Here is a 12936-nt window from a genome sequence, read left to right on the forward strand (position 1 = left end):
TAAAAGGACTTAGTCCCGTAGAATACAGAACTAAGTCTCAATTAGTAGCTTAATTAATATGTCCAATATTTTGGGTGCATGTCAAATTTAGTACAGTTCTTTTTTTATAATTTTACATAATATACAACATTTAAACAAATTTTAGCAACATAAAACATTGCTATTGGTAACGATATAAAATATAATAATAACAAAGCTTTTAGATAGAAATGTACATTTCAGGTTAATTGTAAACGTTTTCAAAATAAAAATTTTCAAAAAAATCATATACTTTTATTTATTATTATATATTTGATAAGTTGAGCATTTTCTTATTTATTATATTTTAATATTAAAGAGAGGGATTTAATATGAACTCAAATACAGTAATTACAATAAGTAGACAGTATGGTTGCGGTGGTCGTGAATTAGCTGAAATTTTAGCTAAAAAATTAAATGTAAAATTGTACGATAGACAAATTGTGCATATCGCAGCAGCTAAATTAGGTATCAATGATTTATCTGAACAAGATTTATTAGATTTAGAAAATACTGTTCATCCATTGACATTGACATTCATGCCATTCCATTCTTTTGGTACTCGCATGGGTGAATCTAGTAGAGGCATGTTCTTATCTGAAGCTAGTGTAGTAAGAAAACTTGCTAATGATGGACCATGTGTTATCTTAGGTCGTTGCGCTGATTATGTATTAGAAGATATGCCAAATCATTTCTCCATCTTCGTTTGTGCAAATGATGAATATAGAGAAAAAAGAGGTAAAGAAGTTTACGAAGGTAAAACTTTAAAAGAATTGGATGCAGAAAACGAAAAAAGAGCTAGATATTACAATTATTACACAGGTAAAAAATGGGGCGAAGCTTCTAACTATGATTTAATTGTAAATACTAGCAATGCTCCTTTAGATAAAATAGCTGATGCTATCATCGAATATATTAACACAGTTAAATAATTTTTAGTGTAGTCATTAAATTTTTAATAACATAATGGGAGGCCTTTATATGTCAAGATTTTTATCACGTGTGGCATATGCGTGCGGTACCTTTGGGCATGACTTTTTCTATGCAATGATTGGTACTTATTTTATGATTTTCGTAACAAGTAATTTATTTAATACAGATGATACAAGTTATAATGAATATATGATCGGTCTTGTAACAACAGTTATTCTTGTTATTCGTGTTGCGGAACTTTTCATTGACCCATTCATTGGTAATACTATCGATAAAACAAAAACTAGATGGGGTAAATTTAAACCTTGGGTTCTTTCTGGTGCAGTTATTGCCGCAGTTACTTTAGCTATCTTATTCACAGATATTGGCGGTTTAGCTGAAACAAGCCCTATAATGTACTTAATTGTTTTCGCTATTTTATATATAATTATGGATATTTTCTATTCAGCAAAAGACGTTGCTATTTGGTCCATGATACCAGCACTTTCTTTTGACTCTCGTGAACGTGAAATTACAGCTACTTATGCACGTATTGGTTCTGTATTCGGTGGTCAGCTCGTAACTATCATTGTTATTCCAATTGTTTTAGCTTTCTCTGAAAATAGCAATGGTGGTGCAGGTGATGCTACAGGTTGGTTCGCATTTGCTGCAATTGGTGGTTTAATTGCTACTGTAGGTGCTATTATTCTTGGTATTGGTACAAAAGAACATGACTCTGCTCTTCGTGAAAACAAAACAGATACATCTTTTGGACAAGTTTTCTCTGTATTAATGAAAAATGACCAGCTCTTATGGATTGCATTTGCTTATCTTATCTTTGGTTTAGGTCAAAACCTTATCAATAACTTCAACCTTTACTATTTCATTTATGTATTAGGTGATTCTTCTCAGTTCTCCTTCTTAGGTGTAATCAACGTTATCATTGGTTTAATGGCAGTTGCTTTATTCCCATCATTAACTAAAAAATTCAGCAGACGTAATTTATTCTTCTATTCTATCGCTATTATGTTAATTGCAGTAGTTATTTACTACTTTGCAGGTCAAAATGTATATTTAACATTACTTGGTGCTGGTTTATTTGCATTACCACAGCCACTTATCTTTCTTGTTGTATTAATGACAATCACAGATACTGTTGAATATGGTCAATTAAAACTTGGTCATCGTGATGAAGCACTCGTACTTTGTGTACGTCCTTTAATTGATAAATTAGGCGGTGCTATCACATCTGCTATCGTAGGCTTCACAGCTGTTTGGGTTGGTATGTCTGGTAATAAAGTTACAGCAGAAAGCATAACTCCTGATAATTTACTCAACTTCCAAATTATCATGTTTGCAATTCCATTTATCTTACTCATCATTGCAACATTCATTTACAAAGCTAAAGTTAAATTAACAGAAGAAAAACATGCTGAAATTGTTAGAGAACTTGAACGTACTTGGGGTAAAGATAATAAATAATTGATATAAAATTTATAAAAAGGATATTCTTTTTAAAGAATATCCTTTTTTTTATGTTCAAATATAATTATTAAAAATTAAAATTTTATTGAATTTTCATTTAAATAGACGTTTTATAAATATAATGGTATTATTATTATTAGAAATTTGAAGAGAAAAGAGGCCTGGCACTAAATGAAAGTTTATCTCTATATTAATAAACAAGGGTTTAAAGAAAATACTTTTAGAGTAGCTTTTAAAGAATTGGTAAAAGTTGTGAAAGACGAGCAAAGTAAGCCTACTGCTTATTTAGTAGGTAAGTATGAAGTAAGGGATTATGAACATAGTTACGATGTGCCTTATAATAAAAAATACGAAAATAGATATTTTGCTATACCTATCAGCGACAGAGAAAAAGGTTTCTTTAATTTAACAACTATTTTTTGCAATAATGATTTGAGCGATTATGAAGTAATTAATGAAGCAACTTTAAATGCAGTGATTAATACTTTACTTAAAGAAGCAGATGAAAGATTATCTAGTAGTATTAGCTTAGAATATGTGGGTGGACGTTCTAAAGAAAATCAGAATATCATTGAAGATATTTCAGCTTCTTCTTTTATTGCTATGATTAATATGTTAAATACTTGGGCAAAAGAAGAAAAACAGGAAACTGAATTTAAATTACAAATTGAATTTTAATAATATTAATAATGGAATTATATTTAAGGGATTGGCTTTATGCTTAATCCCTTTTTATTTTTGTTTAATTAGTTGTAAAAACAACAGAATTTATATCTTTTTTATTTATAATGATAATTAATTTATAAGAAAAGAGTGTGTATAATGAAAAAATGGTTGATAGTTTATTCTAGTGTAACTGGAAATACAAAACAGATAGCAGAGGCTATTTATGATGGTTTTGGTGAAGATATGGCAGATATTTTTGCTATACGAGATGAATTTAATTTTGAGGATTATGATAATATTGCTGTAGGATATTGGCTCACTCGTGGCGAACCAGATAAAATGGTACAGGAATTATTGAAAAAATTAAATAATAAAACAGTAATTTTATTTCAAACACAAGGGGCAGAATTAAATAGTGAACATTCTATAACTGCTTTTGCTAGAGCTGCTAGTTATTTAGGAGAAAATTGCAAAGTATTGGGAACTTTTGCCAGCCAAGGAAAAATAAATCCAGCAATGCTGGAAAGACGTAAAAATGCTGATAAAAATGATCCTCATGCAGCGATACCACGTAATCTTGAACGTTGGCAAAAAGCTTCAATGCATCCTAATGAAGAAGATTTTTCTCGAGCAAAAGAATTTGTTAAGGCCATGCAACGAAAAATAGCTTTGAGAGAAAAATATTTAAATATGAAAAAATAAAAAAGACGGTTTTAATACCGTCTTTTTTGTTGTGTTTTAAGTTTTAGATAAGAGATTTAATATCTTCTTCTACACTATTGATACCAGAAATACCGAAGTTATCCACAAGAACTTTAGCTACATTTGGAGATAAGAAAGCTGGAAGTGTAGGGCCAAGTTTTATATTTTTTACACCAAGATAAAGAAGTGCTAAAAGAACGATAACAGCTTTTTGTTCATACCATGCGATATTATAAGCAATTGGTAATTCATTGATATCATCTAAGCCAAATACTTCTTTAAGTTTTAAGGCAATCAAAGCGAGTGAATAACTGTCATTACATTGACCAGCATCTAAAACGCGAGGAATACCATCGATATCGCCTAGATTTAATTTATTGTATTTATATTTTGCACAGCCAGCAGTTAAGATAACTGTATCTTGAGGAAGTGCTTTAGCAAAGTCAGTATAATAATTTCTAACTAATTGACGACCATCACAGCCTGCCATAACTACAAATTTTTTGATAGCACCAGATTTTACAGCTTCAACTACTTTATCAGCAAGAGCTAAAACTTGATTATGGGCAAAACCACCTACGATAGAGCCTGTTTCAATTTGTGTTGGTGGTGGGCATTTTTTTGCATGTTCAATAATAGCAGAAAAATCTTTAGTTTCGCCGATTTCACCAGGAATATGTTTGCAACCTGCAAAGCCAACAACACCTGTAGTATAAATTCTGTCTTTATATTCAGATTTTGGTGGTACAAGACAGTTAGTAGTCAATAAGATTGGGCCGTTAAAGGATAAAAATTCTTCTTTTTGTTTCCACCAAGCATTACCATAGTTACCTGCAAAGTTTTTATATTTTTTGAAGAATGGATAATAATGTGCAGGAAGCATTTCGCTATGTGTATATACATCAACACCAGTTCCTTGAGTTTGTTCAAGAAGCATTTCTAAATCGCGTAAATCATGACCAGAAATCAAGATTGCTGGATTATTGCGAACGCTGATATCTACAGATGTGATTTCTGGATTTCCATAGCGAGAAGTATTAGCTTCATCTAAAAGTGCCATGACTTTTACACCGAAAGCACCAGTTTTTAAAGCAAGAGCTGTTAATTCTTCTCCAGATAAATTATCATCAACAGTTTTAGCTAAAGTAGCTTGTAAAAATGCGTCAATTTCATCATTAAATTTACCAAGGGCATTTGCATGTTTATTATATGCTGCCATACCTTTTAAACCATAAGTGATTAATTCACGAAGACTGCGAATATCTTCATTTTCAGTAGATAATACACCGATAGTAGCACCTTTTTCTAGGTAGGAATTTTCATCATTAGTAGTCCAAAGAGCTACAGGAGATAAATTATCTTTATTTTGTAATTTTGCAAGTAGTTCTTGTTTATAAGTTAAAGTATCTGTGATGCGTTTTTTGATAATATCATCATCAAAATTGGCATTAGTGATAGTGATAAATAAACTTTCACAAATGAATTGATTTAATTTACGACTGATATCTTGTTTTTCTTGACGAAGTTTAGTAGTGATTTCGCAAAGACCTTTAGTTGCATAAATCAATAAATCTTGAAGTGTAGCAGTAGTGGCAGATTTTCCGCAAACACCTACACGTGTACAACCTTTGCATTGAGCTGTTTCTTGACATTGAAAGCAAAACATTTTATTTTCCATAATTATCTCTCCAATAATTTTATTTGTAATTTAATTGATATATTTATTATAATTAGGCTTAATTTAAAAGTATGTTGTAAAAACAACAAAATTTATAAATTAAAAATAAAAAAGCTAGAATATATAAAAAATTATATTCTAGCTTCTAAAATTTAGAAATTATTTGTATTTATTACCATAAACCTAAAAGGTGTTGAACAAATAAACTTACGCAGGCAATAGCTACCCAACAGCAAAAACCCATGATGATAGGACGGCCACCATTTTTTATTAAATCGATGATATCAGTGTGTAGACCAATAGCTCCCATGGCCATGATGATAAAGTATTTACTACAGAATTTCATTAAAGCAAAAAACGTTAAAATAGCCGAAGATAATTCAGCAGAAAAAATATTTACATCCATAAAATAGTTTAAGATAGTTGTAATGATAGAGGCAATAATGAAATATAAAATAAACATTGGAAAAGCAGATTTTACACTAGCCTTATTTTGACCAGAGGCTTTTTTGGACTGATAAAAACCTAAGATTAATGTGATAGGAATGATAGCAAGTGTTCTTGTGAGTTTTACAATAGTGGCACTATCTAAAACTTGTGTACCAGTATTGTGCATGCTATCCCAAGAAGAAGCTGCTGCTGTAACCGAAGAAGTATCATTGACAGCAGTACCTGCAAAAAGTGCAAATCCATGGTTGGATAAACCTAAAAGATTACCTAAAGTAGGAAAGATTAAAGCAGCGATGATATTGAATAAGAAAATAACAGAAATAGCTTGAGCGATTTCCTTATGATTAGCATCAATAACAGGTGCTGTTGCAGCGATTGCAGAACCACCGCAAATAGAAGAACCTACACCAATTAAAATAGAAGATTTTGCAGGAATATTGATTAATTTAAAAATTATGTAGGCTGTAATTAATGAAGTGGCAATTGTAGAAATGATGATTGGCAAAGATGTAGCACCTACAGCGATAACAGTGCTTAAGTTTAGACCAAAGCCCAATAAAATAACAGCATATTGTAAAACTTTTTTAGAAGTGAATGTAATACCACTTTTTAAGATATCTTTTTCGCGAACAAATTTTGATAATAGCATACCAAGTAAAATGGCAAAAACAGGACCGCCAATGATTTCAAATTCTTTACCTAAAAAATAAGCAGGTAATGCTAGGACAAAACAAAGAAGAAGTCCTTGAATGCGGTCTTTAATTAATAACATATAATAATACCTCCTATATTTAATTACCTATCAAATATTTATATTTAATCGGTAATTTTTATAACAAGGAGATATTTTAACTTATTTTTTTGATTTGTGCAAGGTTATTGATTTTATTTTTGTCTTAATTCATAGATATCTAAACGACGATGTCTTAAAAGTGGTATTTGTTCACGAACGAGATTAATTTCATTTAAATCTATAGTTGTAAATAAAAAGTTTTCTTCAAAATCTGCTTGATTTAAAACTTTTCCCCAAGGAGAAACGATGATGCTATGACCATAAGAATGGTAAGAAGCATTTAAATCTCTAGCAGGAGCGGTACCAATGGTGAATACTTGATTATCTACAGCACGACTTTGGAATAATAATTCCCAATGAAGTGGGCCTGTAGTCATATTGAAAGCAGCGGGAACAAGGATAGTTTTTGCTCCTAAATCTACCATTAATCGAGCGAGTTCGGGGAAGCGAAAATCATAACAAATGCATAATCCCATTTTGCCCCATTTAGTGTCAAAGACAGTGATATTATTACCAGCAGATAAAGTATCTGATTCTTTAAAGCGTTGACCATTTTTCACGTCAATATCGAATAAATGCATTTTGCGATGTTTAGCGATGCAATTACCATTATTATCAAAGACATAAGCTGTATTAAATAAATGATTTTGGGCATCTTTTTCAGGAATGGAGCCTGCACTTAAATAGATATTGTATTTTTTAGCTAGATTTTGACAAAATTTGTAAGTAATATCTCCTTCGAATTCAGCATATAAAAGAAAAGATTTATTATAATAAGGGCAGTTAAACATTTCTGGTAAGGTTACAATATCAGGCTGAAGATGAAGAAATTTTTTGAGATAAGCTTCAATGTAATTTAATGTTTGTTCCTTTGAAGATAAGACTTTTGTTTGTAATTGTAAAATATTAAGCATAGATACCTCCAAGAATATTATTGTTATATTGACAATTATAAAGCTAAATCATATAATTTCACTATGAAATATTAAATAATAAGAGGTTGGAAAAATGAAAAAAATAATTTTAGCTATAACTTGTGCGTCAATTATTAGTAGTGTAAATAGTTTTGGTGTGGCAAATGCACATTATCACGATTATCATGGACATCATGATATGAATATAAATACGCAGACAAATCGTCTAAATTTTGACCCATTAATCAATAATGAAATTGTAGATAGTATGCATATGCCAATGATGAATGAAGAATTTGTACAAAGTGGCAATGTGGACAAAGATTTTATCGCTAATATGATACCACATCATCAAGGTGCAATAGATTCTGCAAAATTAATTTTAGAATATGGCAGTAATGAAGAAGTAAAAGCAATAGCTCGTAATATCATAAAGACACAGACAAAAGAAATTGAAGATTTCAATGAGCTTTTAGTTAATGGAGATTTTAGCAATAGTAATTTAAGTGAAAAAGCTTATGCTGAATTTGTGGCTAAAGAAAAAGAAAATATGGCGGAAATGATGAATAAAATGATTGCTGTAACTAGAACTCGCGATAAAAAAACGGCAGATTATACTTTTGTTTTGGCAATGAAATATCATCATGAAGGTGCGCTAGAAGCTAGTAAACAGATATTAGCATATACAAAAAATCCGCAAATAAGAAAAATTGCTAAAAATATCATTAAAGACCAAGCAAAAGAAATAAAACAATTTGATAAATTAATAGAGCAAGGTTTATAATAAATGAGAATGTAAATTAAATATATTTTTTATAATGAATGGTTTACATTTGTCAAAGCAAAACGTATAATAATCTTTATGTGTTTTGATTTAGTATTTATTTAAGGAGGAATTTACCTGTGAAATGGGCTGAAATTAGCATTCAAACTTCACATGAGGCTACTGAAGCTGTAGCAGAGATTTTTCATGAACTTGGAGCATCTGGTGTATTGATTGAAGACCCAGAACTTGTGAATACTTATATTCATTCTGGAGCTTGGGACTATACAGATATACCACTTGCTGAAGAAACAGAAGTTGTTACAGTGAAAGCATGGCTTCCTACTGATGAGGATTTACCAAGTAAATTAGAACAGTTGCGTTTGCATATTGATGAAATGAGCCAATTTTTAGATAAGGGTTCAGGCGTGATTAATTGCAGTGAAATCCAAGATGAAGATTGGGCTAATAATTGGAAGCAATTTTTCCATCCAGAACGCATTGGTGAAAAAATTGTAGTAAAGCCATCTTGGGAAGAATACACTCCATTAGATAATGATATAGTAATTGAATTAGACCCTGGTATGGCATTTGGTACAGGTACACATGCTACAACATCTATGTGTATTCAATTATTAGAAGAATATGTAAAACCAGAAATGAAAGTTTTCGATGTTGGTACAGGTAGTGGTATTTTAGCAATTGCTGCTTCAAAATTAGGAGCAAAAGATATCGAAGCTGCTGATTATGATAATGTGGCAGTTGATGTTGCTAGAGAAAACATCGAAAAAAATCATGAATGTGAAAATATTAAGATTTTCCAAAGCGATTTATTAAAAAATATGAATGGCAAAGCTGACTTAATCATAGCTAATATTATAGCAGATATCATTATTCGCATGTTTAATGATGTAGATAATTATTTAAATCAGCATGGTGCTATTTTGACAAGTGGTATAATTGCTGACCGTATAGCAGATGTTACTAAAGCTGCTGAAGAACATGGCTTTATGGTAGAAAAAATGAATGAAAAAGCTGGTTGGGCTGCGATTATTTTCCGTCGTAAGGAAGATATGCAATGAGACGTTTATTTATAGATGAATGTCTAAGTGAAGATATCACGATTAAAGGCGATGATGCAAAACATCTTCTTTATGCTATGAGAGTAAGACCTGAACAGGTTTTTACTATTGTTGATAGAGAAAGTAAAGTAGCACAGGCAAAAGTTATTTCTTGTACAAGTGATACAGTGCAATTAAAATTATTGCAGTATATAGAAGATGCTGATACAGAAGCACCTATAGAAGTAGTCGTTGCACAATGTTTGCCTAAAGGCGATAAAATGGAATTTATCGTGCAAAAAGCGGTGGAATTAGGAGCATCAAGTGTTGTTCCTGTAGTTAGCCGTCATTGTGTAGTGAAATATGATGATAAGAAAAAATTAGCTCGTCAACAAAAATGGCAGAAAATCGCTGATGAAGCAGTAAAACAGTGCGGTAGAACAATAAAGCCGACAGTTGAAGCTATTGTGAGTTTAGAGCAATTAGCAAAAGATTATGCGGATTATACTCGTTTTATTTGCTATGAAGCAGAAGATGAGCAAAGTTTTAAAGAGATGTTGCAATCAGTAGATAGTAAAAAATATCTTATCTTGATTGGCCCAGAAGGTGGTTTTGCTCCAGAAGAAGTGCAATTATGCAAAGATGCTGGATTTAAAAGTATATCCATGGGAAAACGTATTTTGCGAGCTGAAACTGCATCAATTGCAGCACTTACTATCGTCATGTATGAAAAAGGCGATTTAGGTGGCATTTATTAATTTTTGATTTAGATTTAATATTAAAGATTTTTGTTTAGTATAACTATTTTATGGGAAACTGTAATTTAGTTATACTAATTTTATATTAGTAGTTTTTTAGTTTTATTTTAATTGAGGAAGTGAAATTTTGCCAAAAGTTGCATTAACAACACTTGGTTGTAAAGTTAATCAAGTAGAAACAGAAATTATGGAAGGTCTATTTCGCAATCGTGGCTATGAAATAGTGGATTTTTCTGAACCTGCTGATTTTTATATTATAAATACTTGTTCTGTTACTCATTTAGGTGAGCGCAAATCTCGTCAATTAATTCGCAGAGCAAATCGTTTAAATGATAATGCTATCATAGCTGTAACAGGGTGCTATGCACAGATTGCTTCTGATGAAATCAGTAAAATTGAAGGTGTTCGCGTAGTAATCGGTACTAAACAGCGCGATAAAATTGTTGATTTAGTGGAAAAAGCAGCTCGTGAAGATGGTTTATTTAATGAAGTAAATGATGTTATGCATATGCATGAATTTGAAGACATTCCTCTTTATGGTACACCACATCGCACAAGAGCTTTCTTAAAAATTCAAGATGGTTGTTGTAATTTCTGTTCATATTGTATTATTCCATATACTAGAGGGCCTATTCGTTCACGTAAATTGGAAAGTATAAAAACAGCAGTAGACCAATTAGTAGAAGAAAATTTCCATGAAATAGTATTTACTGGCATTCATTTAGGTGCTTATGGTAGAGATTTTAAAGGTGAAAATATTTCTTTAAGCGATGCTGTAGAAATTTGCTTAGCCAATGAAAATTTAAAAAGATTGCGACTAGGTTCTTTAGAGTCTATTGAAATATCTCCTAGATTATTGGAATTGGTGAAGACTCATAAACGTTTTACTAAGCATTTACATTTGCCACTACAAGCTGGTAGTGATGAGATTTTAAAAGCTATGAACCGCCATTATACTACTGATGAATTTGCTAGATTGATAGAAAATATTCGCCGTGAAGTTCCAGATATTGCTATATCTACAGATATTATCGTTGGTTTCCCTGGTGAAACAGATGAATTATTCCAAAAATCTTTGGAATTTGCTAAATCTATGAGATTTATGAAAATGCATGTATTCCCTTATTCTAAACGAGCAGGTACTCCAGCTGCCAAAATGACAAATCAAATTGATGAAGCAGTGAAAAAACAAAGAGTTCATTTGATGCAAAAAATGGCAGAACAATCAGCAACTGAGTTCTATCAAAGATTTTTAGGACGCGAATTAGAAGTTTTATTTGAACAAGAACAAGATGGATATATGGAAGGTTTAACTTCAAATTATATAAGAGTGTATATCAAAAATGATGAGAAAATAACATCTGGTGATATTCGTCTTGTAAAATTAGTTAAATTATTTAAAGATGGTATTTTAGGTGAATTAATTTAAAATTTGTCTAAATAAAAAAAGGATTTTACTAATTTTATAACGAATATATATAAAGTTATAGAGTTAGTATTAAAGTTTAAGTAAATTTTATTTAAACTAGGTATATATTAAATATTTATTTGATATGTCAATTCTATACTAATTAAACTATAAAAGGAGGTGCCTTATATGTCAGATTGTATTTTTTGTAAAATAGCAAATAAAGAAATTCCAACTCAAGCTGTATATGAAGATGACATGGTCATTGCTTTTAATGATTTAGAGCCACAAGCTCCTGTTCATGTATTAGTTATTCCTAAAAAACATATTGCTAGTCTTCTTGCAACAACTGCTGAAGATAAAGAACTTTTAGCACATATCACTTGTGAAGTAATTCCTATGCTTGCTAAAAAATTGAATATTGCAGAAACTGGCTTCCGTACTGTAGCAAATACAGGGGAAGAGGGTGGCCAAACAGTTCAGCACCTTCATTTCCACCTACTTGGCGGTCGCTCTATGCAATGGCCACCAGGCTGATAAAAAAATCATATCAAATTTGTATATAATTGCAGGTTATGGTTGACAATGCACTTATAAGCAAGGTATAATATTTGGGTATGATTATTAAGTACAACACTCCCGTGTTAGGTGGAGGGGAGGGAAATATAAATGTCATCTGAAATCAAAGTTGGTAAAAACGAAACAATTGATAGCGCTCTCCGTAGATTTAAACGTACTTGCCAGAAAGCTGGTACTTTAGCTGAAGTTAGAAAACGTGAGCATTATGAAAAACCAAGCGTAAAACGCAAAAAGAAATCAGAAGCTGCTAGAAAACGCAGATACAGAGCTTAATTAGCTCACAAACGGAGGTAATTCATATGTCACTTAAAGCCCAGTTAATGGACGACATGAAAGCTGCTATGAAAGCCAAAGAAGATGGAAAACAGAAACTTGCTGTTATCCGCATGGTTCGTTCAGCTATTCGTCAGACTGAAATTGATGGTCAAAAAGAACTTGATGATAACGATATAATTGCACTTATTAGCAAAGAAGTAAAAATGCGTAAAGATTCTATAGATGAATTTAAAAAAGGCGGTCGTGAAGATTTAGTCGCACAGACTGAAGCTGAAATTGCCGTTTTAATGCCATATTTACCAGAACAGTTATCAGAAGAAGAAGTTAGAGCGTTGGTTAAAGAAGCAATTGCTGCTACTAATGCAACAACTCCTAAAGATATGGGTAAAGTCATGGGACAGCTCATGCCTAAAGTTAAAGGACGCGCTGACGGAAAAATGGTTAATACCATCGTCAAAGAATTACTAGGTTAA

The 12936-nt window shown here is 31.4% G+C and carries 14 protein-coding genes; 11 read left to right on the forward strand and 3 right to left on the reverse strand.

The annotated features are described in order from the left end of the window. Positions 1-350: 350 nt before the first annotated feature. The 4 genes from AC5LAX_RS04520 (at position 351) to AC5LAX_RS04535 (ending at position 3783) form a co-directional block, all read left to right on the forward strand. Positions 351-950 (forward strand): cytidylate kinase-like family protein, encoded by a 600-nt coding sequence (locus AC5LAX_RS04520; protein ID WP_115151304.1) that lies wholly within the window; start codon positions 351-353, stop codon positions 948-950. Between the two features lie 49 nt (positions 951-999). Continuing rightward, the gene (locus AC5LAX_RS04525) at positions 1000-2412 is read left to right on the forward strand and encodes a glycoside-pentoside-hexuronide (GPH):cation symporter (protein WP_008538160.1); all 1413 of its coding nucleotides are present in this window, start codon (positions 1000-1002) and stop codon (positions 2410-2412) included. Between the two features lie 174 nt (positions 2413-2586). Beyond that, positions 2587-3093: a hypothetical protein gene (locus AC5LAX_RS04530; RefSeq protein WP_115151305.1), complete on the forward strand. Its 507-nt coding sequence runs from the start codon at positions 2587-2589 to the stop codon at positions 3091-3093. A gap of 144 nt (positions 3094-3237) precedes the next feature. Next, positions 3238-3783, forward strand: coding sequence for a flavodoxin family protein (locus AC5LAX_RS04535; protein WP_288908890.1), 546 nt, complete (start codon positions 3238-3240; stop codon positions 3781-3783). 43 nt (positions 3784-3826) lie between these two features. Here the strand turns inward: AC5LAX_RS04535 and hcp are convergent, their stop codons facing one another. The 3 genes from hcp to AC5LAX_RS04550 all read right to left on the reverse strand — a co-directional run bounded on the left by hcp (position 3827) and on the right by AC5LAX_RS04550 (position 7618). Further along, the gene (gene hcp / locus AC5LAX_RS04540) at positions 3827-5461 is read right to left on the reverse strand and encodes a hydroxylamine reductase (protein ID WP_288908891.1); all 1635 of its coding nucleotides are present in this window, start codon (positions 5459-5461) and stop codon (positions 3827-3829) included. A 172-nt stretch (positions 5462-5633) separates the two neighbouring features. Next, positions 5634-6683, reverse strand: coding sequence for a YeiH family protein (locus AC5LAX_RS04545; RefSeq protein WP_288908892.1), 1050 nt, complete (start codon positions 6681-6683; stop codon positions 5634-5636). Positions 6684-6796: 113 nt separating this feature from the next. Next, positions 6797-7618, reverse strand: coding sequence for a carbon-nitrogen hydrolase family protein (locus AC5LAX_RS04550; RefSeq protein WP_288908894.1), 822 nt, complete (start codon positions 7616-7618; stop codon positions 6797-6799). A gap of 94 nt (positions 7619-7712) precedes the next feature. Here AC5LAX_RS04550 and AC5LAX_RS04555 point away from each other — a divergent pair, with 94 nt between their 5' ends. From AC5LAX_RS04555 to AC5LAX_RS04585, 7 genes are all read left to right on the forward strand, one after another. Further along, the gene (locus tag AC5LAX_RS04555; RefSeq protein ID WP_288908895.1) at positions 7713-8402 is read left to right on the forward strand and encodes a DUF305 domain-containing protein; all 690 of its coding nucleotides are present in this window, start codon (positions 7713-7715) and stop codon (positions 8400-8402) included. Positions 8403-8521: 119 nt separating this feature from the next. Further along, positions 8522-9463: a 50S ribosomal protein L11 methyltransferase gene (gene prmA, locus AC5LAX_RS04560; RefSeq protein ID WP_008538154.1), complete on the forward strand. Its 942-nt coding sequence runs from the start codon at positions 8522-8524 to the stop codon at positions 9461-9463. Further along, positions 9460-10200 (forward strand): 16S rRNA (uracil(1498)-N(3))-methyltransferase, encoded by a 741-nt coding sequence (locus AC5LAX_RS04565; RefSeq protein ID WP_288908897.1) that lies wholly within the window; start codon positions 9460-9462, stop codon positions 10198-10200. The genes prmA and AC5LAX_RS04565 overlap by 4 nt, the downstream gene beginning before the upstream one ends. A gap of 127 nt (positions 10201-10327) precedes the next feature. Continuing rightward, the gene (gene mtaB, locus AC5LAX_RS04570) at positions 10328-11629 is read left to right on the forward strand and encodes a tRNA (N(6)-L-threonylcarbamoyladenosine(37)-C(2))-methylthiotransferase MtaB (protein ID WP_167625257.1); all 1302 of its coding nucleotides are present in this window, start codon (positions 10328-10330) and stop codon (positions 11627-11629) included. A gap of 168 nt (positions 11630-11797) precedes the next feature. Beyond that, complete coding sequence (locus tag AC5LAX_RS04575; RefSeq protein ID WP_008538151.1) at positions 11798-12145, forward strand: histidine triad nucleotide-binding protein; 348 nt, start codon at positions 11798-11800, stop codon at positions 12143-12145. A 132-nt stretch (positions 12146-12277) separates the two neighbouring features. Then, complete coding sequence (rpsU, locus tag AC5LAX_RS04580; RefSeq protein ID WP_008538150.1) at positions 12278-12460, forward strand: 30S ribosomal protein S21; 183 nt, start codon at positions 12278-12280, stop codon at positions 12458-12460. 26 nt (positions 12461-12486) lie between these two features. Then, entirely contained in the window at positions 12487-12936 is a 450-nt protein-coding gene (locus AC5LAX_RS04585; protein WP_022228659.1) for a GatB/YqeY domain-containing protein, read from the forward strand.

The sequence above is a fragment of the Megamonas sp. genome (assembly GCF_986095205.1).